Here is a 25,522-nt window from a genome sequence, read left to right on the forward strand (position 1 = left end):
CGTCCGGGGGCCCGGCGCCCGGCGGGGGCCGGACGGACCTTCCCGGCCCGCGCCTACGTCCGGGCGCGCCCATCCGCCCGCCGGGGCGTGAAGGGGCGCCCGGCCTCGTGCGGCCGCGCGCGTTCGCGCTGGTAGGCGCCCGGCGGCACTCCGACGATCCGGGTGAAGTGCCGGTTCAGGTGCGGCTGGTCGGTGAATCCGACGGCGGCCGCCGCCTCGGCGGGCGGGGTGCCCGCCTCCAGGAGACGGCGTGCGCTGCGCACGCGCGCGTTGGTGAGCCAGGTGTGCGGCGGCATCCCGTACGCGGCCTTGAAGGCCCGCAGCAGCGCGAAGGGGCCGACGCCGAGCTCCCGCGCCAGTTGTTCCAGGGAGGGCGGGTCGGCCATGCGCTCCTGGAGGAGGTCCTTGGCGAGGGCGGCGGTACGGGCTCCGGCCGCCTGCGGGGCACGGGCCGGCAGGGAACGGCCGTGACGGGTCAGCAGCCGGGCCACGGCGACGCGCAGCACGCTGTCGGCGGCGAGGGCGTTGCCCTCCTCCGCGGCCCGGTGGACCGCACGTATGAGCCGTGCGGTCTCCTCGTCCTCGACGATGGTCTCCGCGAACCCGGCCGTGCCCCGCAGTGTCGTCGTCTCCTCGGCTATCCCCGCGACCAGCTGCGAGGAGGGGTACAGCGTGGCGTACGACCAGCCTTCGGGCACCCCGGCGTGGGCGGCGTGCGGGACCTCCGGATTGATCATGACGACGGTGCCGGGCCTGGCACGGATGGTGCCCTCGGGCATGACGACGTCCTCGATGCCGTGCCGGACCGCTCCGAGCACGAAGCCCTCATGGCTGTGTCGTGCGAAGGAGTGGCGGACGTAGCGCGCCCGCAGCAGGTCGAGGCCGGGCACTCCGGGGTACTGCCAGTGCCTCGCCCACTCGTCCTTCCGCTCACCCTCTCGCCCGGTCCCCATCCCCCCATTCTGCTCCGGGCGACACCCGCTGACCTGCGCGTCCACGTCCTGGACATCCGTTGTCAGTGGTCGGGTGCACGATGGAGGGCATGGCCAGGACTGCGCTCGACTCGTTCTCCCCCGCGACCCGCGGATGGTTCACGGGGGCTTTCAGCGCGCCCACCGCCGCGCAGGAGGGCGCCTGGCGGGCGATCGGTGAGGGATCCGACGTGCTGGTCGTGGCCCCGACCGGGTCGGGCAAGACTCTGGCGGCCTTCCTGGCCTCGCTGGACCGGCTCGCCTCCGCGCCGCCGCCAGCCGACGCGAAGAAGCGCTGCCGGGTGCTCTACGTCTCGCCGCTCAAGGCTCTCGCCGTGGACGTCGAGCGCAATCTGCGCAGCCCGCTCACCGGGATCCGGCAGGAGTCGGTCAGGCTGGGGCTGCCCGAGCCGGACGTACGGGTCGGGATCCGCTCGGGCGACACCCCGGCCGCCGAGCGCCGCTCCCTGGCCACCCGGCCTCCGGACATCCTGATCACCACGCCCGAGTCGCTGTTCCTGATGCTCACGTCCTCCGCCCGGGACGCGCTCTCGGGCATCGAGACGGTCATCCTGGACGAGGTCCACGCGGTCGCCGGCACCAAGCGGGGCGCGCATCTGGCGGTGTCGCTGGAGCGGATGGACGAGCTCCTGCCCCGCCCGGCGCGCCGTATCGGGCTGTCCGCGACGGTGCGTCCGGTGGACGAGGTGGCCCGGTACCTCTCGCCGCAGCGGCGGGTGGAGATCGTCCAGCCCCCGTCCGGCAAGGAATTCGACCTGTCGGTGGTCGTCCCGGTCGAGGACCTGGGCGAGCTGGGCGGCCCCCCGGCGGCGGATGCCGCCGCGGATCCCGACCGTGCGGAGAAGCCGTCGATCTGGCCGCATGTCGAGGAGAGGATCGCCGACCTCGTCCAGTCGCACCGCTCCACGATCGTCTTCGCCAACTCGCGCCGGCTGGCCGAGCGACTGTGCAACCGGCTGAACGAGATCGCCTATGAGCGGGCCACGGGCGAGGCCATGCCCGAGGACCAGTCGCCCGCCGAGCTGATGGCCCAGTCGGGCGCCGCCAGGGGCGCGCCGCCGCTGCTCGCCCGGGCGCACCACGGCTCGGTCTCCAAGGAGCAGCGCGCCCTGGTCGAGGAGGACCTGAAGGCGGGGCGGCTGCCCGCCGTGGTCGCCACGTCCAGTCTGGAGCTGGGCATCGACATGGGCGCGGTGGACCTGGTCGTCCAGGTCGAGTCGCCCCCGTCCGTCGCCTCCGGGCTCCAGCGCGTCGGCCGGGCCGGGCACCAGGTGGGCGCGGTCTCGACGGGCGTGGTCTTCCCCAAGTACCGCGGAGACCTGGTGCAGGCGGCGGTGGTCACCGAGCGGATGCGCACCGGCTCCATCGAGTCGATGCGCATCCCGGCGAACCCGCTGGACGTGCTGGCCCAGCAGCTGGTCGCCATGGTTGCCCTGGACACCTGGCAGTTCGACGACCTCCTGGCGGTGGTCCGGCGCGCCGCGCCCTTCGCGTCGCTGCCCGAGTCGGCGTTCACCGCCGTCCTGGACATGCTGGCCGGACGCTACCCCTCCGACGCGTTCGCCGAGCTGCGCCCGCGTGTGGTGTGGGACCGGGTGGCGGGCACGGTCACCGGCCGGCCCGGCGCACAGCGCCTGGCCGTCACCTCCGGCGGCACCATCCCCGACCGTGGCCTGTTCGGGGTGTTCCTGGCCGGCTCCGACCCGAAGAAGGGGGGCGGGCGGGTCGGCGAGCTCGACGAGGAGATGGTGTACGAGTCACGGGTCGGGGACGTGTTCACCCTCGGCACCTCCTCGTGGCGGATCGAGGACATCACACGCGACCGGGTGCTGGTCTCGCCCGCTCCCGGTGTGCCGGGGCGGCTCCCGTTCTGGAAGGGCGACCAGCTGGGCCGTCCGCTGGAACTGGGCCGGGCGGTGGGTGCCTTCCTGCGCGAGGTCGGCTCCCTGTCGCCGGACGACGCGCGGCTGCGGCTGCTGTCGGCGGGGCTGGACGCGTGGGCGGCCGACAACGTCCTGGCGTACCTGGACGAGCAGCGCCGCGCCTGCGGCCATGTGCCGGACGACCGGACCATCCTCGTCGAGCGGTTCCGCGACGAGCTGGGCGACTGGCGGGTGGTGGTGCACTCGCCGTTCGGCGCCCAGGTGCACGCCCCCTGGGCGCTGGCCCTGGCCTCCCGGCTCTCCGAGCGGTACGGCATGGACGCCCAGGTGATGCACGCCGACGACGGCATCGTGCTGCGGCTGCCGGACGCGGACCTGATGGGGCTGGACCTGCTCGACCAGGACGTGGCGGCGCCGGGCCCGGAGTACGACAGCGAGAAGGCGCCGGTCGGCGCCGCCGACGTGGTCTTCGACAAGGGCGAGGTCGACCAGATCGTCACCGACCAGGTGGGCGGTTCAGCGCTGTTCGCCTCCCGGTTCCGCGAGTGCGCCGCCCGCGCCCTGTTGCTGCCCCGCCGCAGTCCGGGCAAGCGGACGCCGCTGTGGCAGCAGCGTCAGCGGGCCTCCCAGCTGCTCCAGGTGGCGAGCGAGTTCGGCTCGTTCCCCATCGTCCTGGAGGCGGTCCGCGAGTGCCTCCAGGACGTGTTCGACGTCCCCGGGCTGCGGGAGCTGATGGGGGATCTGGAGGCGCGCCGGGTCCGGCTGGTGGAGGTCACCACTCCCGAGCCCTCGCCCTTCGCGCGCTCCCTGCTGTTCGGCTATGTCGCCCAGTTCCTGTACGAGGGCGACTCCCCGCTCGCCGAGCGGCGGGCCGCGGCGCTCTCCCTGGACTCGCGCCTGCTGGCCGAGCTGCTGGGCCAGGCCGAGCTGCGCGAGCTTCTCGACGCGGACGTCCTCGCCGAGCTGGAGGGCGAGCTCCAGTGGCTGTCGGAGGACCGCCGCGTCAAGGACATCGAGGGCGTGGCCGACCTGCTGCGCCTGCTGGGCCCTCTCACCGACGCCGAGCTGGCCGAGCGCGGTGCCGAACCGGGCTGGGCCCGGGAGCTCGGCGAAGCGCGCCGGGCCATCCGCGTCCGTATCGGGGGCGCCGACCACTGGGCGGCCGTGGAGGATGCCGGGCGGCTGCGCGACGCCCTGGGCACCGCCCTCCCGGTCGGCGTCCCCGAGGCGTTCACCGAGCCGGTGAAGGACCCGCTGGGCGACCTCCTCGCGCGGTACGGGCGTACGCACGGCCCCTTCACCTCCTCGCAGGCAGCCGCCCGCTTCGGCCTCGGCACCGCCGTCACGGACGGGGCCCTGCAGCGCCTGGCGGCGGACGGCCGCGTCGTGCAGGGCGAGTTCCACCCCGCCGGCATCGGGCAGGAGTGGTGCGACGCGGCCGTCCTGCGACGCCTGAGGCGCCGTTCGCTGGCCGCCCTGCGCCACGAGCTGGAGCCTGTTCCGCCGACCGCGCTGGCCACCTTCCTCCCTCAGTGGCAGCATCTGGGCGGCCACAGCCTGCGGGGCGTCGACGGCCTCGCCCGCGCGGTCGAGCAGTTGCAGGGCGCGCCCGTCCCCGCCTCGGCCCTGGAGAAGCTGGTCCTGCCGGCGCGCGTCACCGGCTACACCCCGGCCATGCTCGACGAGCTGACCACCACCGGCGAGGTCCTGTGGGCCGGCGCGGGCGCCCTGCCCGGGAAGGACGGCTGGGTGTCGCTGTATCCGGCCGACGCCGCGCCCCTGCTCCTGCCGCCACCGCACCCGCTGGAGCTCACCGCGCTGCACGAGTCCGTCCTGACCGCCCTCTCCGGTGGTTACGGCCTGTTCTTCCGCCAGATCGCCGACCAGGTCCGCGCCACGACACACCCGGACGTCACCGAACCCCAGCTGGCCGACGCCCTGTGGGAGCTGGCCTGGTCCGGCCGCCTCACCAACGACACGCTCGCGCCGCTGCGCGCGCTGCTCGGCTCGGGCCGTACGGCCGGATCCACCGCACACCGCGCCAAGCGCGCCGTCCCCCGCGGCCGGTACGGCACGCTGACGGCCGCCGCCCGCCCGGCGTCCCGCACCGGCCCGCCGACCGTCAGCGGCCGCTGGTCGCTGCTCCCGTCCCTGGACCCGGAGCCGACGCACCGCGCCCACGCCCTCGCCCGCACCCTGCTGGACCGGCACGGTGTGGTCACCCGGGGTGCGGTCGCGGCCGAGGGCGTCGAGGGCGGGTTCTCCGCCACGTACCGCGTCCTGTCCGCGTTCGAGGACAGCGGCCAGGCCCGTCGCGGCTACGTCGTCGAGGGCCTGGGCGCCGCCCAGTTCGCGATGGACGGTGCCGTGGACCGTCTGCGCGCGGCCGCCACGGCCCGCGAGCGCGCCGACTCCTCCACCACCGGGCGCGCGCTCGTCCTGGCCGCGGCCGACCCGGCCAACGCCTATGGCGCCGCCCTGTCCTGGCCCGAGCCTCCCACCGGGGCGGGGCACAAGCCCGGCCGCAAGGCGGGCTCCCTGGTCGTGCTGGTCGACGGCGAGCTCACGCTCTACATGGAGCGTGGTGGCAAGACCCTGCTGGCCTGGCCGGCCGAGCCGGACGACCCGGCGCTCCAGGCGGCCGCGGAGGCCCTCGCCGCGTCCGCCCGCGCGGGTTCCCTGGGCACCATCACGGTGGAGCGGATCAACGGTGGGTCGGCTCTCACCTCGCCCCTGTCCCGCTCGCTGGAGGAGGCCGGTTTCCACGCCACTCCGAGGGGCCTGCGTCTGCGCGCTTAGGTCGTGTCCGGAAGGTCTCGCCTTGACGGCGACACCCCGTACGCCCTCCCCCGTACGCCCTCCGGGCACGGGGGCACCCCCACCGCGTCGGCTCCCTCCTGCGTCCTGCGATCCGCCCCCTCGGCCCCGGGGACCTGGGGATGCCCCGGACACCTGACCCCGCTCACTGATCCGGCCCGATCCGGCCCGATCCGGCTCGATCCACGAAAGACCTCCCAGCCGAAAGACCTCAGTCGCCCCGGCGGGGACACCGTCGCGCATCATGGATCCATGCCTGAAGGAGACACCGTCTGGCGGACCGCCCACCGGCTGAACGACGCACTCGCCGGCCGGCCCCTCACCGGCTTCGATCTGCGGGTACCACGGTTCGCCACCGTCGACCTGACGGGCCGGACGCTGCTGGACGTCACGCCGCGCGGCAAGCATCTGCTGACCCGGATCGAAGGCGGACTGACCCTTCACTCCCATCTTCTGATGGAGGGGGCCTGGCTCCTCTACACACCGGGCGAACGCTGGCGTGGCGGTCCCTGGCACCAGATCCGGGCCGTCCTGTCGACCGCCACGCACACCGCCGTCGGCTATCGCCTGTCCGTCCTCGAACTGATCCGTACCGGCGACGAGCCGAGCGTCGTCGGCCATCTGGGACCGGACCTCCTCGGCCCGGACTGGGACTTCGAGGAAGCGGTGCGCAGAGTGTGCGCCGACCCCGCGCGCCCCTTGGGTGAGGCCCTGCTGGACCAGCGCAATCTGGCCGGCATCGGCAATGTCTTCAAGTGCGAGCTCGCCTTCCTGGCCCGCGTGACCCCGTGGCTCCCGGTAGGGGAACTGGCGCCCGAGGTGCCCGAGCGGCTGGTCGCTACCGCCCACCGCCTCCTGGAGGCGAACAAGGACCGGCCCGACCGCCGCACCGTGAGCGGCAACCGCCCCGACCGGCGCCTGTACGTCTACGGCCGCCGGAATCATCCCTGTTACCGGTGCGGTACGCCCATCCGCTGGAACGACCAGCACGAGCGGATCTCCTACTGGTGTCCGGGCTGCCAGCAAGGGCCCACACCCTGACGGCTGACGGCACGCCCCCGCCCGGCCCCGTACCGCGCCCCTCCGCGACGCGCACACATGATTGACGGCCCGTCAGCAGGGTTCGCGTGCTCCGGTCCCGTCCCCTCCCGCCGGAGAGATCGCCCGCACCGTCCCGCGACCGGCCCGCCGCACCCCGGACTCACGACCGGCCGGATCCTCCGCCGCCACGGCGGCGAAGCCACACCCGGGCGGCAGCCGGGATCCTTCCCAGGACGGCGCGCGCCAGTCCGGTCGCCGCGCCTGATCCGGCGGCGGCGCGCACCGGCCCCCCGCCGGCCCGCGCCGTCCCCCCACCGGTCCGCGCCACCGGGCCCCCACCCGCGGCTCGTACCGATCCCCCGGCGGCTCCCGCCGCCCGTACCCCGGCGCCGGACGACGGGCCCCCGTGCCCCGCCACCCCCGCCGGCCCCTGTGGCGCGAACTCTGCCGGCACACCGCCGGTCCTCCGCGCCGAGGCGACATGGACGGGCAGCAGGCTGAGCCCCCAGCCACCCGCCGCCACGGCCCCCTCGACGAGTCCCGCCTGCCCGGGTGTCAGTGCCATCCTCAGCACCGCCCACCACCACAGCCCGCCCCACACGAGCGCGAGCGCGAGCAGCGGACCCCGTCGCCTCACCATGGCCGCCTCCTGCGTTCGACGCTAGACCGGAGCGATCACGCGGGGCGAGGGCGCACCACAGCAGCCCGGGCGCATCCGGTGCGCGGCCCCGGGGCACACGCACCCACGGGGCGCACCCGCCGTCGGGCGTGCCCCGTGGTCACGCTTCCGCGCTCCGTTCACGCGCTCTCCGCCTGGAACATCCACGCGTGCTTCTCGAGTTCGGCGGTCAGGGCGATCAGCAGATCCTGGGTGACCGGGTCGGGCTCGTCGGTGACCTCGATCCGCTCCCGCATCCGGGCGGTCACCGCCTCCAGGGCCTCCACGAGGGTCCGCACCGCGTCGGTGTCCTTGATCCAGCCCTCGGGCGCCGTCCCGATGGCACTGCCGGACGCGACGGACGCGGCACGGCCGTCCGGGTTCACACCGATGGCCGCCGCACGCTCGGCAACCGTGTCGGAGTGCCGCCGGGCCGTGTCCACGACTTCGTCCAGCTGCAGGTGTACCGAGCGGAAGCGCGGACCCACCACATTCCAGTGCACCTGCTTGGCCACCAGGCCCAGGTCGATCAGGTCCACCAGTGCGCCCTGCAGGGCTTCGCCGACCACCTTCAGGTCGGCGTCGGACAGGGAGCTCTTGACGACAGACATCCGAATCCTCCATTCCGGCGTGCGATCGATCGCACGCACGTCCACCATGGCACAAAGGACCTAAAACGGGCATTCGGGTAAGCGAAAGCCCCGGTCGGCCACTCGGGTACCCGACCGGGGCTCAGCCCAAAACCTGTGCGTCCAGGTGTGCTCTTGGCGACACGAAACCGGCCCCCACCTGCGCGGGGACCGGGTTCAGGCGGCGACGACGTCCACCGCCTCCGCGGGCGCCTTGATGGTCACCCGCTCGGGCGGCACGCCCGCCACCGACGTCACGGACACGGAATTCAGCATCGGTCGTACTGGCGCGGGCACCGGCTCGTTCGCCGCTGCCGACTGGGCCAGCTCCGCCAGCGAGAGCTCGTCGCTCACTTCCCGCATGAGCTCGGACATCCGTACGTCAAGCGCGTCGCAGATCGCGGAGAGCAGTTCGGAGGACGCCTCCTTCTGCCCCCGCTCCACCTCGGAGAGATAGCCGAGCGAAACTCGGGCGGACGAGGAGACTTCGCGCAGAGTACGGCCCTGGCGCTGGCGCTGCCGACGCAGCACGTCACCCAGCAGGCGACGGAGCAGAATCATCGGTGGCTCCCTCCTCGGACCGCGTAGCCGCATCCTTCACGCCCCACCGTACCGCCTTGCGCTGCGGCCGTGCGGGGAGCGATGTCGTGTTCACTCAGGGCTGCAAACATCAATTCCCCCCGTTCTGTTCCGTATCCTGTGCCCGCGCATTTCCCGAGAGTTCGTCCGCGAGCAGTTCCAGCACGCTCCGTACACTCTCTCTACGGATTTCCGCCCGATCGCCGTTCAATCGCAGCGCGGCCACTTTCCCTGTGCCGAGCGGCCCTCCGACGGGACCGCAGACGGCCACATATACCGTCCCGACGGGCTGTCCGTCCTGCGGTTCGGGCCCTGCGACGCCCGTGGTCGCGAGCCCCCAGTCGGCCCCAAGCCGGTCCCGCACACCCGCTGCCATCTGCAGCGCGACCTCGGAGTCGACCGCTCCGCGCTCCGCCAGCAGGTCACCGTCGACCCCGAGGAGCTCCCTCTTCAGCCCGGTCGCGTACGCCGTGACGGATCCCCGGAAAGATTTTGAGGCCCCCGGGACGGAAGTGAGTTCCGCGGCCACCAGGCCGCCGGTCAGCGACTCCGCGACAGCGAGGGTCCAGCTACGCTCCGCGAGCAGGGTCAGGGCCCGCGCCGCCACCCGGCTCACCGTCCGGACTCCGAGGCGGCCCGCCGCGCCTCCTGCTCCACCTGCTGCGCCCGCTCGGCGGCGAGCCCCTTGCGCCGCAGCACCACGGCCTGTCGCACGTAGTCCAGCCCCGTGAGCACCGTCAGCACGACGGCCAGCGCCATCACCCAGAAGCGCAGGGTCGCGAGTGGACCGGTCAGCGCGAGCACGTACATACCGACGGCCGTGCCCTGTGCCAGGGTCTTGAGCTTTCCGCCACGGCTGGCCGGAATGACCGCGTGCCGGATGACCCAGAACCGCATCAGGGTGATGCCCAGCTCACGGAAGAGAATGACCCCGGTCACCCACCACGGCAGGTCGCCGAGAGCCGACAGGCAGATCAGCCCGGCCGCCATGATCGCCTTGTCGGCGATGGGATCGGCGATCTTCCCGAAATCCGTGACGAGGTTGTACGTACGGGCCAGATGCCCGTCGAATACATCGGTGATCATGGCGACGGCGAACGCCGCCCACGCCCAGGCGCGCCAGGCCGGGTCGTAACCGCCGTCCTGGAGCATCAGCATCACGAACGCCGGCACGAGGACCAGCCGCAGCATGGTGAGGATGTTGGCGATGTTCCACAGGCTGGCCTCGTCGACGGCCGCAGCGCCCAGCTTGCCGCCGGGCGTCGGCCTACCCGTACCGCCCGCAGCGGATGCCGGGGCTCCGGTCATCTGCCCGCCTCCTCACCCAGACACTCGGCCACGAGGTCGACGCCTTCCGTGCCGACGACCTTCGCCGTGACCATACGGCCGGCCACGAGGCCCTCACCGGTGGTGAAGACCACCTGGCCGTCGGTCTCCGGTGCCTGGTGCGCCGCCCGGCCCACCGCGCCGTCCTCGTCGTCGACCGACTCGACCAGTACCTCCATGGTCTCTCCGAGGCGCTCCTCCGCGCGCTGCGCGGTCAGCTCCTCGGCAAGCCGCGACAGGTGCGCGAGGCGCTCGTCGACGATCTCCTGGTCGAGCTTGTTCTCGTAGGTCGCGGCCTCCGTGCCGTCCTCGTCGGAGTACCCGAAGACGCCGATGGCGTCGAGCCGGGCGTGCGTGATGAAACGCTCCAGCTCGGCGAAGTCGCCCTCCTTCTCGCCGGGGAAGCCCACGATGAAGTTGGAGCGCACTCCGGCCTGCGGCGCCTTGCCCCGGATGGTGTCGAGCAGCTCCAGGAAGCGGTCGGTGTCACCGAAGCGCCGCATCGAGCGCAGCACGTCGGGCGCCGAGTGCTGGAAGGACAGGTCGAAGTACGGGGCGACCTTCTCCGTCGAGGTCAGCACGTCGATGAGTCCGGGCCGCATCTCGGCGGGCTGCAGGTAGCTGACCCTGATCCGCTCGATGCCGTCGACCGCCGCCAGCTCGGGCAGCAGCGTCTCCAGGAGCCGGATGTCGCCCAGGTCCTTGCCGTAGGAGGTGTTGTTCTCGGAGACCAGCATGATCTCCTTGACGCCCTGCTCGGCGAGCCAGCGCGTCTCGCCCAGCACGTCGCTCGGCCGCCTGGAGATGAAGGAGCCGCGGAAGGACGGGATGGCGCAGAACGAGCAGCGCCGGTCGCAGCCGGAGGCCAGCTTGACGGAGGCGACCGGACTGGTGTCGAGCCGGCGGCGCAGGGGGGCGCGCGGCCCGGAGGCGGGAGCGACGCCGTCGGGGAGGTCCGCCGGAGCGCCGTGGCCGGGCAGGGCCACATCCGTGGCGGCCTGCCGCTCCACCGGGCTGAGCGGCAGCAGCTTGCGGCGGTCGCGCGGCGTGTGCGAGGCGTGGATGCCGCCGTTGAGAATGGTCTGGAGCCGGTCGGAGATGTCGGCGTAGTCGTCGAAGCCGAGCACCCCGTCGGCTTCCGGCAGCGCCTCGGCGAGCTCCTTGCCGTACCGCTCGGCCATGCAGCCGACCGCGACGACGGCCTGGGTCCTGCCGTGGTCCTTCAGATCATTGGCTTCCAGCAGGGCGTCGACGGAGTCCTTCTTGGCGGCCTCGACGAACCCACAGGTGTTGACGACTGCGACATCCGCTTCGGCGGCTTCCTCGACGAGCTCCCAGCCGTCCGCTGCCAAGCGGCCTGCGAGCTCCTCCGAGTCCACCTCGTTACGGGCGCAGCCAAGAGTGACAAGGGCGACGGTACGGCGTTCGGGCATGGGCTCAAGACTACTTTGTCCCGGCCGCGACCCTGCCGCGCAGGGTCGCGGCCCTCCCCTCGCCGCTCACGTCATCCGACCTCGGGGTCACCCTTCGTGTACGACAGCCGCTCGACCTGGCCGTCGTCGAACTGCTCCTCGACCTTCTTGCCGTTCACGAACAGCTCGATCGCCCCGGCGTTGCCCAGGATCAGGTCGAGCCGCTCGTCGTCCTGGAAGGTCTTCGCGTCGCCCTTCTGGAGCAGGCCGTCGAAGAGCAGCTTTCCGTCGCTCGCCTTGGCGGAGATCCAGCTCTTGTCCTCGGTGGCGGTGAGCCTGACCGTCACCTTGTCCTTCGGCGCCGCCGCGATGGCGCTGTCCGAAGGGACGGGCACCGGGTCGGCGGGCTTGGGCGGAGTGGGCTTCGGGGTGGTCTTCTGGGCGGGCGCCGGGCCTTCGGCCACATGGCTGGTCGGTGACCCGCTGTCATCGCCCTTGAACATCGTGAAGCCGACGAACCCGATCACCGCGACGATCGCGGCGACCATGGCGGCGGTCCAGTTCGGCCGACGACGCTCCGGACGGATGCGTTCCGCCTCGAAGAGCGGCGCGGCGGCGGTCGGCGAAGGGCGGCCGCCGTGCTCGGCGTCGTACTGCTCGACCAGGCCGGCCGGATCGAGCCCGACGGCGCGCGCGAGCGTGCGGATGTGGCCACGGGCGTAGACGTCGCCGCCGCAGCGGGAGAAGTCTTCCTCCTCGATCGCGTGCACGATCGGGATGCGCACCCGGGTGGAGGTACTGATCTCTTCAACGGTCAGACCCGCGTCGATACGGGCCTGCTGGAGTACGCGGCCGATCGGGAGACGGTCGCTCGGAGGGGTCGAAGGCCGGTCGTCTTCAGGGGAGTTGCCGATGGACACGAGGGCGCCTTTCGAGCGTGTAACCACCTGCTGGAGGTTCAGTCTATGGGTGGTACGAAAGGGTGGAGCAACCGGACGGACGTACTTTGTACGCCATCGGTATGGCCGACATCCGATGGGGCGGGGCGTCTATTTTCCGCCCCTCCCCCCAACTTGACGTACGACCGGAGGAAACGGTTGCCCTTGATCCGCTCACGAGTCGGTCTCGCCGCGGATCACGGCCAGCACTCCGTCAAGATCATCCGGTTTGACCAGGACGTCCCGCGCCTTCGACCCCTCGCTGGGGCCGACGATGTTGCGCGACTCCATCAGGTCCATCAGCCTTCCGGCCTTGGCGAAGCCGACCCGCAGCTTGCGCTGGAGCATGGAGGTGGAGCCGAACTGCGTGGAGACGACCAGCTCGGCCGCCTGGCAGAGCAGGTCGAGGTCGTCGCCGATGTCCTCGTCGATCTCCTTCTTCTGCTTCGTCCCCACGGTGACGTCGTCCCGGAAGACCGGGGCCATCTGATCCTTGCAGTGCCGGACGACCGCCGCGACCTCGTCCTCGGTCACGAAGGCGCCCTGCATACGGGTCGGCTTGTTGGCGCCCATGGGCAGGAACAGGCCGTCGCCCTTGCCGATCAGCTTCTCGGCACCCGGCTGGTCCAGGATGACCCGGCTGTCGGCGAGGGACGAGGTCGCGAAGGCGAGCCGGGACGGCACGTTCGCCTTGATGAGGCCGGTGACGACGTCCACGGACGGCCGCTGGGTGGCGAGCACCAGATGGATGCCGGCGGCACGGGCCAGCTGGGTGATGCGGACGATGGCGTCCTCGACATCACGCGGCGCCACCATCATCAGGTCGGCCAGCTCGTCGACGATGACCAGCAGGTACGGATAGGGCTGCAGCTCGCGCTCGCTGCCCTCCGGCGGTTTCACCTTGCCACTGCGCACGGCGGCGTTGAAGTCGTCGATGTGCCGGTAGCCGTAGGCCGCGAGGTCGTCGTAGCGCAGGTCCATCTCGCGCACGACCCACTGCAGCGCCTCGGCGGCCCGCTTCGGGTTGGTGATGATCGGCGTGATCAGGTGCGGGATGCCCTCGTACGCGGTGAGCTCGACCCGCTTGGGGTCGACGAGCACCATCCGGACGTCCTCCGGCGTCGCCCTTATCATCACCGAGGTGATCAGGCAGTTGATGCACGAGGACTTTCCGGAGCCGGTCGCGCCGGCCACCAGGATGTGCGGCATCTTCGCCAGGTTGGCCATGACGTAGCCGCCCTCGACGTCCTTGCCGAGCGCGACGAGCATCGGATGGTCGTCCTCGGCCGCGTCGGCCAGCCGCAGCACGTCGCCGAGGTTGACCATCTCGCGGTCGGTGTTGGGGATCTCGATGCCGACGGCGGACTTGCCGGGGATCGGGGAGATGATCCGTACGTCGGGGCTGGCGACGGCGTACGCGATGTTCTTGGTGAGCGCGGTGATCCGCTCGACCTTCACCGCGGGGCCCAGCTCCACCTCGTAACGGGTGACCGTCGGCCCCCGGGTGAAACCGGTGACGGCCGCGTCGACCTTGAACTCCGAGAACACCGTGGTCAGCGAGGCCACGATCGCGTCGTTGGCGGCACTGCGCGTCTTGCCCGGACCGCCGCGCTCCAGCAGGTCGAGCGAGGGCAGTGCGTACGTGATGTCCCCGGCGAGCCGGAGCTGCTCCGCGCGCGGGGGCAGCGGCTGGGTCTCGTCGCGTACGGGCGCGGGCTTGGTCAGGTCCGGCACGACCCCGTCACCCGGAGTCCTCCCGGCGTCGCGCGCGGGCGGTACGGCGGCGGTCCCCCCGGCGCCGGCCGTCCGGGCGGCCCCGGCGGCCCGCTCCCGGTCGCCGGTGACGTCCCGCGTGAGGTCGGCGACCAGCGGAGAGGGCGGCATGCCGTTGAGCACGGCCCCGTCGAGGTCGGCCGCCGCCGCGGCGGCGATGTCCACCGCGTCCATGGGCCGGTCGAAGGACTGCCGCGGGGCCGCGGCCTTCGGGCGCCGGCGCCCGGTGAGCGCCTGCTCCTCGGCCTGGTCGGCGTCGTACGCCTCGGGGGCGGGCCCCCGCCTGCGCGTGCGGGCGGGCAGCGCCTCGCGCCACTGCTCCTCGTACCGCTCGTCGTCGTCGCCCACGACCGGCTGCGGCGCGTACGGCTCGACGATGCCCAGCCGGGCACCGAGCGCGCGCAGCCGCTGCGGGATGGCGTTGACGGGCGTGGCCGTGACGACCAGCAGACCGAAGAGCGTCAGCAGCACCAGCATCGGTACGGCCAGCACCTCGCCCATCATGAAGATCAGCGGCTTGGAGGCGGTCCAGCCGATCAGTCCGCCGGCGTCCTGCATCGCCTCGGTGCCCTCGCCGCGGCCGGGTGAGCCGCAGGCGATGTGCACCTGCCCCAGCACACCGACGACGAGCGCGGAGAGGCCGATGACGATCCGCCCGTTGGCCTCGGGCTTCTCGGGGTGGAGGATCAGCCTCACGGCGATCGCGCCCACCAGCAGCGGGACGAGCAGGTCGAGGCGTCCGAAGGCGCCGGTCACCAGCATCTCGACGAGGTCGCCCACGGGACCGCGCAGATTGGCCCAGGTACCGGCGGCGACGATCAGGGCCAGAGCCAGCAGCAGGAGCGCCACACCGTCCTTGCGGTGCGCCGGGTCCAGTCCCTTGGCGCCGCGCCCCACACCACGGAACATGGCGCCGACGGCGTGGGCGAGCCCCAGCCACAGGGCGCGGACGATCCGGAACAGGCCCCCGGTGGGCGACGGAGCCGGCTTCGGCGCGGCCTTCTTGACCGCCGCCTTCCGGGCGGGCCCCCTCGCGGGCGCCTTCTTCGCGGGGACGCGCTTCTTGGGGACGGGCTTCCTGGCGGGCGGCTTGGCGGGGACCGCCTTCTTCGCGGCGCCGGCGGTACGGCCGGCGCGCGGCTTCGCGGTGCCCGCCGTGCCCTGGGAACCCTTGCCGGACGTACGTGAGGCCATGGGGGGCAGGTTACCGGTGTGACCGGCGGTCGACACGCGTGCCCACTGGTTCACCCGTTCGTGTCGCCCTTGACGCGTCGGCAAACTGACGCCCGCTCAGCCCCAAGGGCCGTACGGCCCAGGGGCCTTCGGAGGATCCGCGTCCGGTACGGGTGGCCGGGGCGTCCGGCCCGACCGGCGGGCCTGAGGTCGTGGCGTGCGCCCCGCCGTGCCGCCCGCGGCAGCGGAAGTGCGGAAGTGCGTGCCACGTGCGCCGCGTCGACCGGGCGCGGGGCATGGCCCGAGCTCTCCGCGGGGCGCGGCCCGGGGCCCGTCCCGCCCGCCCGGCGGCCGGTCAGTTCTGGGCGGGAAGGGTGGGCGAACCGCCCGCGGTACCGGGCTCCAGGGCGTCCAGGGCGCGGCGCAGCCCGGTGAGCTTGCGCTCCAGGTGCGCGGCGGTCGCCACGGCGGCGGCGTCCGCCGAGTCGTCGTCGAGCTGCTTGGAGAGCGCCTCGGCCTGCTCCTCGACGGCGGCGAGGCGTGCGGAGAGTTCGGCGAGGAGACCGGCGGACTCCTTCACCGCACCTCCCTGCCCGCCGCCGCCCTCCAGCTGGAGCCTCAGCAGCGCGGCCTGTTCGCGCAGCTGACAGTTCTTCATGTACAGCTCGACGAAGACCGAGACCTTGGCGCGCAGGACCCACGGGTCGAACGGCTTGGAGATGTAGTCCACGGCACCGGCGGCGTACCCCCGGAAGGTGTGGTGCGGGCCGTGGTTGATCGCGGTCAGGAAGATGATCGGGATGTCCCGTGTCCGTTCCCGACGCTTGATGTGCGCGGCGGTCTCGAAACCGTCCATTCCTGGCATCTGGACGTCCAGCAGAATGACCGCGAAATCGTCCGTCAGCAGCGCTTTGAGCGCTTCCTCCCCTGACGATGCCCGTACCAGCGTCTGATCGAGCGCAGAGAGGATGGCCTCCAGCGCCAGCAGATTCTCCGGTCGGTCATCGACCAGGAGGATCTTGGCCTTCTGCACCATGGCCCGTCCTCCTCGTCCCGGCGATTGGCCGGGCGCCGCCCCAGGGGACGACTCCCTTGCGCCGTCCGTCCTTGTGCCGGTCATGGTAGCCGCACCCCGCCTGTCACCACACCCTGTCACCGCGATGTCACTGTGCACACAGCGGAAACGCGGTGGGAGACCAGAAGGTTCCCCGAAATCCGTCGCCTCACACGCTTTCGACCACACTCAGTCAGCAACTCGTCGGTACTCGTCCAGCGGCCGCTCACTCTCCGCGCATCCACTGCTCCATCACGGAGAGCAGATGATCCGGATCCACCGGCTTCGTAACGTAATCGGAAGCGCCGGACTCGATCGCCTTCTCCCGGTCGCCCTTCATCGCCTTCGCGGTGAGCGCGATGATCGGCAGCCCGGCGAACTGCGGCATCCGACGGATGGCGGTCGTCGTCGCGTACCCGTCCATCTCGGGCATCATGATGTCCATCAGTACGACCGTCACATCGTCGTGCTGCTCCAGGACTTCGATGCCCTCGCGGCCGTTCTCCGCGTACAGCACGGACAGCCCGTGCTGCTCCAGAACGCTGGTGAGCGCGAAGACGTTACGGATGTCGTCGTCGACGATGAGCACCTTCTCGCCGCCGAACTCGAAGCTGCGGCGCGGCTCCTGGACCTCCTGCCCGGCCGTCCCCCACGGGTCCTGGGAGCTCGGCCCCGACACCGGAGCCGGGCCGGCCACGGGTCCCGGGGCGGCCGGGGCCGCTCCCGTCCCGGCCGGCTGACCGGGCAGCGCGGGCCGCTGCTCCGTGCGTCCCAGCGCCCTGCGCCGGTGCCGGAAGAGCGCCCCGGAGCGGTTGCCGCCGGGCAGGTGCCCCGCCATCTGCCCGGACGCGGACTGCGTGTTCCCCGCCGCGTACGGCACGTCGTCGTCCCCGATGCCCAGGTGCGGGTCGCCCGGGCCGTGCCCCTGCTGGGCGTAGCCCTGGGGCGGCAGCTCGCTCGGGTGCAGCGGCAGGTAGAGCGTGAAGGTGGAACCGCGGCCCGGCTCGCTCGCCGCGTGGATCTCGCCGCCGAGCAGCCGGGCGATCTCCCGGCTGATCGACAGACCCAGACCGGTACCCCCGTACTTGCGGCTGGTCGTGCCGTCCGCCTGCTTGAACGCCTCGAAGATCACCCGCATCTTGCTGGCCGCGATACCGATCCCGGTGTCCGTCACCGAGAAGGCGATCAGGTCCCCGTCCGGGTCACGGAGCGAACCGGCCTCCAGCAGCTGCTCACGGATCGACTGCGGCACGTCCGCCTGGGCCGGCCGGATCACCAGCTCGACGGCGCCGGTGTCGGTGAACTTGACCGCGTTGGACAGCAGGTTGCGCAACACCTGCAACAGGCGCTGCTCATCGGTGTGCAGGGTCGCGGGCAGCTCCGGGGAGACCCGTACGGAGAAGTCCAGCCCCTTCTCCGCGGTCAGTGGCCGGAACGTGGCCTCCACGTAGTCGACGAGCTGGACCAGCGCGATACGCGTCGGGCTGACGTCCATCTTGCCCGCCTCGACCTTCGACAGGTCGAGGATGTCGTTGATCAACTGGAGCAGGTCCGAACCGGCCCCGTGGATCGTCTCCGCGAACTCCACCTGCTTCGGCGACAGATTCCCGTCCGCGTTGTCCGCGAGCAGCTTCGCCAGGATGAGCAGCGAGTTCAGCGGCGTCCGCAGCTCGTGCGACATGTTCGCCAGGAACTCCGACTTGTAGCGCATGGAGACGGCGAGCTGCTCGGCCCGCTCCTCCAGCACCTGCCGGGCCTCCTCGATCTCGGTGTTCTTCACCTCGATGTCGCGGTTCTGCTGCGCCAGCAGCTCCGCCTTCTCCTCCAGCTCCGCGTTGGAGTCCTGAAGGGCCTTCTGCCGGCTCTCCAGCTCCGCCGACCGCTCCCGCAACTGCTCGGTCAGCTCCTGCGACTGCTTGAGCAGGACCTCGGTCTTCGTATTGACGCTGATGGTGTTGACGCTGGTCGCGATCATCTCGGCGATCTGGTTCAGGAAGTCGCGCTGGATCTGGGTGAAGGGCTGGAACGACGCCAGCTCGATCACGCCGAGGACCTTGCCCTCGAAGAGCACCGGCAGCACGATCACATGCGCGGGCGCCCCCTCCCCGAGCCCCGAGGAGATCCGCAGATAGCCCGGCGGCACGTTGACCTGGATGGTTCGCTTCTCCTCCGCGGCCGTCCCGATCAGCGTCTCGCCCGGCCGGAAGGACGTCGGCATCGAACCGGCCGAGTAGCCGTAGCTGCCCCTCATGCACAGCTCGTACGCACTGTCCGCCTGGGTCGCCAGCTCGGCACCGCCGCTCGTCGGCATCGCCAGGAAGAACGCGCCGTGCTGCGCGGAGACCACGGGCGTCAGCTCGCTCATGATCAGCGAGGCGACGTCGTCGAGATCGCGCCGCCCCTGCATGAGGCCCGAGATGCGGGCCAGGTTGCCCTTGAGCCAGTCCTGCTCCTCGTTGGCGAGGGTGGTGTCGCGCAGGTTGGCGATCATCGTGTTGATGTTGTCCTGCAGGACCTGGATCTCGCCCGCCGCGTCCACATCGATCTTGAGGTTCAGGTCGCCGCGGGTCACCGCCGTGGCGACGGCCGCGATGGCACGCACCTGGCGGGTCAGGTTACCGGCCATCTCGTTCACCGACTCGGTCAGGTCGCGCCAGGTGCCGTCGACGTCCCGGACCCGGGCCTGCCCGCCCAGCTGGCCGTCCGTGCCCACCTCACGGGCCACCCGGGTGACCTCCTCGGCGAACGACGACAGCTGGTCGACCATCGTGTTGATGGTGTTCTTCAGCTCCTGGATCTCACCCCGCGCGTCGATGTCGATCTTCTTGGTGAGGTCGCCCTTGGCGATGGCGGTGGTGACCGTGGCGATCTGACGGACCTGGCCCGTCAGGTTGGACGCCATCGAGTTCACCGATTCGGTGAGGTCCTTCCACGTACCGGAGACGCCCGGCACACGCGCCTGGCCGCCCAGCTCCCCTTCCGTGCCCACCTCACGCGCGACCCGCGTCACCTCGTCGGCGAACGACGACAGCGTCGTCACCATCGTGTTGACGGTGTCGGCGAGCTCGGCGACCTCGCCGCGTGCCTCGACCGTCACCTTCTTGGTCAGATCGCCGTTGGCGACGGCCGACGACACCCGGGAGATGTTGCGCACCTGGGAGGTCAGGTTGTTGGCCATCACGTTGACGTTGTCGCTGAGGTCCTTCCAGATGCCGGTGACGCCCCGCACCCGGGCCTGGCCGCCCAGGATGCCCTCCGTGCCGACCTCGCGGGCCACCCGCGTCACCTCGTCGGCGAAGTTGGACAGCTGGTCCACCATCGTGTTGACGGTGGTGACCAGGTCGAGGATCTCGCCGCGGGCGTCGACGGTGATCTTCTTCGACAGATCGCCACGGGCCACCGCGGTCGTCACCTCGGCGATGTTGCGCACCTGGGAGGTCAGGTTGTTCGCCATGAAGTTGACGGACTGGGTGAGGTCCTTCCAGGTGCCGGAGACGCCCTGCACCTCGGCCTGACCGCCGAGGATGCCCTCGGTACCCACCTCGCGGGCCACCCGGGTCACCTGCTCCGCGAAGTTGGACAGCTGGTCCACCATCGTGTTGAGGGTGTTCTTCAGCTCCAGGATCTCGCCCCGCGCGTCCACGTCGATCTTCTGCGACAGATCGCCGCGCGCCACGGCGGTCGCGACCTGGGCGATGTTGCGGACCTGCGCCGTGAGGTTGCCCGCCATGCCGTTCACCGAGTCGGTCAGGTCCCGCCACACACCGGCGACACCCGGCACCTGCGCCTGCCCGCCCAGCCGTCCGTCCGTGCCCACCTCACGGGCCACCCGCGTCACCTGCTCCGCGAACGCGGACAGCTGGTCCACCATCGTGTTGATGGTGTTCTTCAGCTCCAGGATCTCGCCCCGCGCGTCCACGTCGATCTTCTGCGACAGGTCACCACGGGCCACCGCCGTCGTCACCTGGGCGATCTGGCGCACCTGCGACGTCAGGTTCCCGGCCATGAAGTTGACCGAGTCGGTGAGCTCCTTCCACGTACCGGAGACACCGTCCACGCGCGCCTGGCCCCCGAGCCGGCCCTCGGTGCCCACGTCCCGCGCCATCCGTGTCACCTGGTCGGCGAAGGACGACAGCTGCGCCACCATCGTGTTGACGGTGTTCTTCAGCTCCAGCATCTCGCCCGCGACGTCGACCGTGACCTTCTGCGACAGATCGCCATTGGCCACCGCCGTCGTCACCTGCGCGATGTCCCGCACCTGGCCGGTGAGGTTACGGAACGCCGTGTTCACCGAATCGGTGAGGTCCTTCCACGTACCGGCCGCGCCGGGCACCTCCGCCTGCCCGCCCAGCCGGCCCTCGACGCCGACCTCCCGCGCCACTCGCGTCACTTCGGACCCGAACGCGGAGAGCTGGTCCACCATCGTGTTGACGGTGTTCTTCAGCTCCAGCATCTCGCCCGCGACGTCGACCGTGACCTTCTGCGACAGATCACCGTTGGCCACCGCCGTCGTCACCTGCGCGATGTCCCGCACCTGCGTCGTGAGATTGCGGAAGACGGTGTTCACCGAATCGGTGAGGTCCTTCCACGTTCCCGCCGCACCCGGCACCTGCGCCTGCCCGCCGAGCAGCCCCTCGGCGCCCACCTCGCTCGCCACCCGGGTGACCTCGTCGGCGAACGTCCGCAGCGTCTCGGTCATCTGGTTGATGGTGTCGGCGAGCTGCGCGACCTCACCGCGTGCGCTCACGGTGACCTTCTGCGACAGATCACCGTTGGCGACGGCCGTGGTGACCTCGGCGATCCCTCGCACCTGCGACGTCAGATTGCCCGCCATCGTGTTGACGGAGTCGGTGAGGTCCTTCCATACACCGGCGACGCCCGGCACCTCGGCCTGCCCGCCCAGCTCGCCCTCGGTACCCACCTCGCGCGCGACCCGCGTCACCTCCGAGGAGAACGAGGACAGCTGGTCCACCATCGTGTTGACGGTGTTCTTGAGCTGGAGCATCTCACCGGCCACATGAACGGTGACCTTCCGTGACAGATCACCCTTGGCGACCGCCGTCGTGACGAGAGCGATGTCGCGCACCTGTGCCGTCAGCCGGTACGCCATGGTGTTGACCGAGTCCGTGAGGTCCTTCCACGAACCGGACATGCCGCGCACCTGCGCCTGGCCCCCGAGCTTGCCCTCGGTACCGACCTCCAGCGCGACCCGGGTCACCTCGTCGGTGAACGCCGACAGCTGGTCGACCAGGTTGTTGACCGTACGGGCGACCTTCAGGAACTCCCCGCGCAACGGCCTGGCGGTGCCCTCCGCGCCGTCCGAACGCAACTCCATCCGCTGGTCCAGGTCACCGTCGGCGACCGCGGACAGCACCCGCCCGACCTCGGAGACCGGCCGGGTCATGTCGTCGACCAGGGCGTTCGCCGCCTCGATCGCCGACGCCCAGGCGCCTTCGCTGGCCCCGAACTCCAGGCGCTCGGAAAGCTTGCCCTCGCGCCCCACCATCCTGCGGACCCGCGACAGCTCGCCCGTCAGATGCAGTTTCCGGTCGGCGACCTCGTTGAACACGGCGGAGATCTCCGCCATCATCCCCTCGCCGGTCACGGTCAGGCGTTTGCGGAAGTTGCCGTCCCGCATCGACACCAGGGCGGCCAGCAGCCGCTCCAGCGACGCGGCGTCGACCTCCACCGTTCCACCGGTCCGGGACCGGCCGCCCCTTGCGCGCGGGCTGCCGCCCCGCGCCGCCACGCCAGACTCCACCGTGTCCCTCCCGAAGGGGTTGACCGTATTGCTGCTCGGGTAATGCTCAGGCTCCCGATGGAAGCCTTTCCAGTGTTTCACCACGGCCGAACGTGGCCATAACAGTTCGGCAGCTTCGCATAACGTCCCCACCCCCGGGGGACGGAAACAGCGGTGACCACCATCCGCCCGGACAGCGAAGGTAAGTAACCTGGCATCCGGCTGTCCAACCGCCCCGGTCCGCCCGGCGGGGGTGGTATGGCGGAGTACCATCACCGGGCACGGGGAGGGCAGGGCCGATCATGGCAGAGCCGGGCGTCGAGACGCGTACGAGGAGTTCTGTGATCACCGCGCGGGCGGCTGCCAGTTTCGAGCCTGTTGGGCGGTCCGTCGCGACCGCGAGGGCATTCGTCCGGGACACCTTGCAAGGGTGGGGATACACGGATGTCGTCGACGACGCCGTGGTGCTCACCAGCGAGCTGGTCACCAACGCCGTCGTCCACGCGGGCACCTCGGCCGACGTGCTGTGTCTGCGGACCGAGGAAGGCGTCCGCGTCGAGGTCGCCGACCACTACCCGGAACGCGAGGTGCCCATGCAGGGCACCGGCCGCTCACTGGGCAGCCCCGACCGGGAGAACGGCCGCGGACTGCTGCTCTGCGCGGCTCTCGCCTCCCGCTGGGGCGTCGAGTACTCCCCCACCCAGAAGCAGGTCTGGTTCCAGCTCGACCTGCCGGAGCGGCCCGTGGGCACCCGTTCCGCCGGCCCCGTCCTGCCCATCGGCATGCTTCCGCTCGCCGACGAGCAGATCCGCGTCGCCGTCATCCAGATCGACCGCAACGGCGCCATCTCCGCCTGGAACGAGGACGCCGAGCGCCTCTTCGGATACGCGGCGGACCAGGTCGTGGGCAAACCCCTGGGCGACTTCGCCGCCTGGCCGCAGACCCCCGGCATCGGTACGGGCATCGCCGAGGCCCTCCGGATGTCCCGCTGGGAGGGCAGCTACGGCCTGCGCTGCAACGACGGCCGGGTCATCCCGGTCTACGCCTCTCACCTGCGCGTCCGTGACGCCCATGGCGAGCCCTCCACGGTGTGTCTGCTCGTACGGGACTACGAACGGGCCATCCTCCAGTCCCCGACACGGACGCCGGTCACCGACTCGGGCGGCGACAACCGCCACGCCGACCCCTTCGAGGTGTTCATCGGCTCCCCCGCCCCGGACGATCTCGACGGGCTGCTCCAGCGCACGGTGGAGCGGGCCCGCGACATGCTGGACGGCGACGCCGCGTTCCTGCTGCTCGCGACGGACGACGAGACCGAACTGGAGGTGCGGGCCACCACGGGCCTTCCCTCGGCCCGCCAGCGCTTCGCCCGCGTCCCGGTGGAGTCGGGTACCGGCCGCTACGCCTCGGCCCGCATGCCCGCCGTCCACGAGGACCTCACCGCCGTCCACGGCGGGGTTCCCCTGCTGAACGGCACGGGGATGCGCTCGGTGGTCACCGTCCCGCTCAAGGTCGAGGGGCGCCTGACCGGCTCCCTGGGCGTCGCCGCCGAATCCGCCGGCCGGTACTCCAACGAGCAGGCCCTGCGTCTGCAGTTCGCCGCGGACCGGATCGCCCTGGCCGTCGAATCGGCCCGCCTCGGTGAACTCGAACGTCTGCGCCGCGGCTCGCTCAGCTTCCTCGTCGAAGCCTCCGACCTGCTCGCCGGCACCCTGGACCGCGACCAGACGCTGGCCCTGATGGCCCAGATGACCGTCCCGACGCTGGCCACCTGGTGCGCGGTGTACACGATCGCCGACCAGTCCTCGGAGCCGTACCTCTCCTACGTCCTGCACGAGGACGAGGAGCGTATCGACGGCCTCAAGGCCCTCCTGTCCAGGATCGCCCCGCCCGAGCCCGTGCCGTCCCCCGGGGCGCGTGTGTGGACCGCGCCCGGCGAGGCCGCCCACCAGGCCGCCCTGCGCACCTCCATGCGCGAGCTGGGCCTCGCCTCGACCCCATTGTCCTCCGGCATCGGTACGACGCTGGCGACGGCCGCGGCCGTCGGCGGCGAGACGGTCGTCCTGCCGCTGGTCGCCCGCAATCGCGTGATCGGCATGCTGACCCTGGGCAAGCCATCCGACGACCACTTCCGCCAGGAGATCCTGGAACTCGCCGAGGACCTGTCCCGCCGGGCCGCGCTCGCCCTGGACAACTCGCGCCTCTACTCCGAGCGCGTGGCGATCAGCCAGTCCCTCCAGCGCAGCCTGCTGCCTCCGGGCCTCCCCCAGATCCCGGGTGTCGAGGTCGACGTCATCTACCGCGCGGCCGGCGAGGGCAATGAGGTCGGCGGCGACTTCTACGACCTCTTCCCCATCGAGGACAACGCGTACGGCTTCGCCATCGGCGACGTGTGCGGTACGGGACCGGAGGCCGCCGCCGTCACGGGCCTGGCCCGGCACGCCCTGCGCCTGCTGGCCCGGGAGGGCTTCGGCGGTCCCGCGGTCCTGGAGCGCCTGAACGCGGCGATCCTCGACGAGGGCGCCCGCAGCCGGTTCCTGACGCTGCTGTACGGCGAGTTGCGGCCCCAGGAGGACGGCAGCGCGGTCCTCAAGGTGGTGTGCGCGGGCCATCCGCTCCCGTTGCGCCTGCGCCCCGACGGCACGGTCGAGCCGGCGGCGGAACCGCAGCCGCTGCTGGGCGTGATGGAGGACCTCGAACTGTACGAGCAGACGGTGACGCTGGATCCGGGCGATGTCCTGCTCTGTGTGACGGACGGTGTGACGGAACGCCGTGAGGGGACCCGCATGCTGGGCGACGACGGCCTGGCGGAGGTCCTGACCACGTGTACGGGCCTGACGGCCGGCGCGGTCACCGCCCGTGTTCTGCGCGCGGTGGAACGCTTCGCCGCGGAGCCCGCCTCGGACGACATGGCCATTCTCGCGATGCGTGTCCCCCAGCCGCACACCAGCTGACCGGCGAACACGAAGAAGGCCCCCGCCACTTGGGCGGGGGCCTTCTTCGTCTTCGGAGCCCCCAAACGGAATCGAACCGTTGACCTTCTCCTTACCATGGAGACGCTCTGCCGACTGAGCTATAGGGGCCGGCTTGTCGCTTCGGGGTTTCCCCCTCGGCAACGGAATAGATCATACCCCGAATCAGCGGGTGTTCAGAACCATCGCCGCTGCGGACCGGCGGACTGCCTCGACGGCTCGTCCACCGCTCACCCCTCCGCCTCCAACGCTCCGACGCCGAAGTCCGATTGGGCCGGGCCGCCGGCCGTATGGGCGGACTGCTCGGCGGGCGGCCGGGCAGCGAGGTGGGTGATGAGGCGCCGACAGTGCCGGAGCTGCTCGCGGACCCGTCCTTCACTCCACTCTGGTCCTGAACGCAGGAAAGCCCCGCACCATAAGGTGCGGGGCTTTCCCACAATAATTGTTCGGCGGCGTCCTACTCTCCCACAGGGTCCCCCCTGCAGTACCATCGGCGCTGAAAGGCTTAGCTTCCGGGTTCGGAATGTAACCGGGC

13 protein-coding genes, 1 tRNA gene, 1 rRNA gene and 1 pseudogene are annotated in these 25,522 nt (G+C 71.4%); 3 read left to right on the plus strand and 13 right to left on the minus strand.

The window, feature by feature from the left end:
* Positions 1 to 53: 53 nt before the first annotated feature.
* Positions 54 to 953: an AraC family transcriptional regulator gene (locus PUR26_RS04195; RefSeq protein ID WP_329869324.1), complete on the minus strand. Its 900-nt coding sequence runs from the start codon at positions 951 to 953 to the stop codon at positions 54 to 56.
* Positions 954 to 1,042: 89 nt separating this feature from the next.
* Here PUR26_RS04195 and PUR26_RS04200 point away from each other — a divergent pair, with 89 nt between their 5' ends.
* Together PUR26_RS04200 and PUR26_RS04205 are read left to right on the plus strand one after the other, a co-directional pair.
* The gene (locus PUR26_RS04200) at positions 1,043 to 5,674 is read left to right on the plus strand and encodes an ATP-dependent helicase (protein WP_329869325.1); all 4,632 of its coding nucleotides are present in this window, start codon (positions 1,043 to 1,045) and stop codon (positions 5,672 to 5,674) included.
* Positions 5,675 to 5,944: 270 nt separating this feature from the next.
* Positions 5,945 to 6,733: an Fpg/Nei family DNA glycosylase gene (locus PUR26_RS04205; protein WP_329869326.1), complete on the plus strand. Its 789-nt coding sequence runs from the start codon at positions 5,945 to 5,947 to the stop codon at positions 6,731 to 6,733.
* A gap of 451 nt (positions 6,734 to 7,184) precedes the next feature.
* Here the strand turns inward: PUR26_RS04205 and PUR26_RS34590 are convergent.
* From PUR26_RS34590 to PUR26_RS04255, 10 genes and pseudogenes are all read right to left on the minus strand, one after another.
* Positions 7,185 to 7,373, minus strand: a pseudogene (locus PUR26_RS34590) (hypothetical protein); the annotation flags it as partial.
* Positions 7,374 to 7,531: 158 nt separating this feature from the next.
* Complete coding sequence (locus tag PUR26_RS04215; RefSeq protein WP_329869327.1) at positions 7,532 to 8,002, minus strand: Dps family protein; 471 nt, start codon at positions 8,000 to 8,002, stop codon at positions 7,532 to 7,534.
* Between the two features lie 195 nt (positions 8,003 to 8,197).
* Positions 8,198 to 8,581, minus strand: a complete 384-nt coding sequence (locus PUR26_RS04220; RefSeq protein WP_329869329.1) for a helix-turn-helix domain-containing protein — start codon at positions 8,579 to 8,581, stop codon at positions 8,198 to 8,200.
* Between the two features lie 109 nt (positions 8,582 to 8,690).
* Positions 8,691 to 9,215 (minus strand): CinA family protein, encoded by a 525-nt coding sequence (locus tag PUR26_RS04225; protein WP_443076964.1) that lies wholly within the window; start codon positions 9,213 to 9,215, stop codon positions 8,691 to 8,693.
* Positions 9,212 to 9,907, minus strand: a complete 696-nt coding sequence (pgsA, locus tag PUR26_RS04230) for a CDP-diacylglycerol--glycerol-3-phosphate 3-phosphatidyltransferase (RefSeq protein WP_329869333.1) — start codon at positions 9,905 to 9,907, stop codon at positions 9,212 to 9,214. Before pgsA ends, PUR26_RS04225 begins: the two co-directional genes overlap by 4 nt.
* The gene (rimO, locus tag PUR26_RS04235) at positions 9,904 to 11,358 is read right to left on the minus strand and encodes a 30S ribosomal protein S12 methylthiotransferase RimO (RefSeq protein WP_329869335.1); all 1,455 of its coding nucleotides are present in this window, start codon (positions 11,356 to 11,358) and stop codon (positions 9,904 to 9,906) included. The genes pgsA and rimO overlap by 4 nt, the downstream gene beginning before the upstream one ends.
* Before the next feature lie 71 nt (positions 11,359 to 11,429).
* The gene (locus PUR26_RS04240; RefSeq protein WP_329869337.1) at positions 11,430 to 12,257 is read right to left on the minus strand and encodes a helix-turn-helix domain-containing protein; all 828 of its coding nucleotides are present in this window, start codon (positions 12,255 to 12,257) and stop codon (positions 11,430 to 11,432) included.
* A 192-nt stretch (positions 12,258 to 12,449) separates the two neighbouring features.
* Positions 12,450 to 15,242 carry a DNA translocase FtsK gene (locus PUR26_RS04245; protein ID WP_329869339.1) on the minus strand — a complete coding sequence of 931 codons (2,793 nt, stop codon included), beginning with the start codon at positions 15,240 to 15,242 and terminating at the stop codon, positions 12,450 to 12,452.
* Positions 15,243 to 15,576: 334 nt separating this feature from the next.
* Positions 15,577 to 16,257 carry a response regulator gene (locus PUR26_RS04250; protein ID WP_329869340.1) on the minus strand — a complete coding sequence of 227 codons (681 nt, stop codon included), beginning with the start codon at positions 16,255 to 16,257 and terminating at the stop codon, positions 15,577 to 15,579.
* Positions 16,258 to 16,501: 244 nt separating this feature from the next.
* On the minus strand, positions 16,502 to 22,036 hold the full coding sequence (locus tag PUR26_RS04255; protein WP_329869342.1) for a HAMP domain-containing protein: 5,535 nt from the start codon (positions 22,034 to 22,036) through the stop codon (positions 16,502 to 16,504).
* 281 nt (positions 22,037 to 22,317) lie between these two features.
* Here PUR26_RS04255 and PUR26_RS04260 point away from each other — a divergent pair, with 281 nt between their 5' ends.
* The gene (locus PUR26_RS04260) at positions 22,318 to 24,969 is read left to right on the plus strand and encodes a SpoIIE family protein phosphatase (protein WP_329869343.1); all 2,652 of its coding nucleotides are present in this window, start codon (positions 22,318 to 22,320) and stop codon (positions 24,967 to 24,969) included.
* A gap of 56 nt (positions 24,970 to 25,025) precedes the next feature.
* Here the strand turns inward: PUR26_RS04260 and PUR26_RS04265 are convergent.
* Positions 25,026 to 25,098, minus strand: a tRNA-Thr gene (locus PUR26_RS04265).
* A 333-nt stretch (positions 25,099 to 25,431) separates the two neighbouring features.
* Positions 25,432 to 25,522, minus strand: a 5S ribosomal RNA gene (gene rrf / locus PUR26_RS04270); the annotation flags it as partial.

Source organism: Streptomyces sp. SP18CS02 (assembly GCF_036322365.1).
Classification (GTDB): domain Bacteria; phylum Actinomycetota; class Actinomycetes; order Streptomycetales; family Streptomycetaceae; genus Streptomyces.

Excerpts from the sequence above, each read along its gene's own strand:
- PUR26_RS04195 (WP_329869324.1), bottom strand. The coding sequence starts at position 953 with ATGGGGACCGGGCGAGAGGGTGAGCGGAAGGACGAGTGGGCGAGGCAC.
- PUR26_RS04200 (WP_329869325.1), top strand. The coding sequence starts at position 1,043 with ATGGCCAGGACTGCGCTCGACTCGTTCTCCCCCGCGACCCGCGGATGG.
- PUR26_RS04205 (WP_329869326.1), top strand. The coding sequence starts at position 5,945 with ATGCCTGAAGGAGACACCGTCTGGCGGACCGCCCACCGGCTGAACGAC.
- PUR26_RS04215 (WP_329869327.1), bottom strand. The coding sequence starts at position 8,002 with ATGTCTGTCGTCAAGAGCTCCCTGTCCGACGCCGACCTGAAGGTGGTC.
- PUR26_RS04220 (WP_329869329.1), bottom strand. The coding sequence starts at position 8,581 with ATGATTCTGCTCCGTCGCCTGCTGGGTGACGTGCTGCGTCGGCAGCGC.
- pgsA (WP_329869333.1), bottom strand. The coding sequence starts at position 9,907 with ATGACCGGAGCCCCGGCATCCGCTGCGGGCGGTACGGGTAGGCCGACG.
- rimO (WP_329869335.1), bottom strand. The coding sequence starts at position 11,358 with ATGCCCGAACGCCGTACCGTCGCCCTTGTCACTCTTGGCTGCGCCCGT.
- PUR26_RS04245 (WP_329869339.1), bottom strand. The coding sequence starts at position 15,242 with ATGGCCTCACGTACGTCCGGCAAGGGTTCCCAGGGCACGGCGGGCACC.
- PUR26_RS04250 (WP_329869340.1), bottom strand. The coding sequence starts at position 16,257 with ATGGTGCAGAAGGCCAAGATCCTCCTGGTCGATGACCGACCGGAGAAT.
- PUR26_RS04260 (WP_329869343.1), top strand. The coding sequence starts at position 22,318 with ATGGCAGAGCCGGGCGTCGAGACGCGTACGAGGAGTTCTGTGATCACC.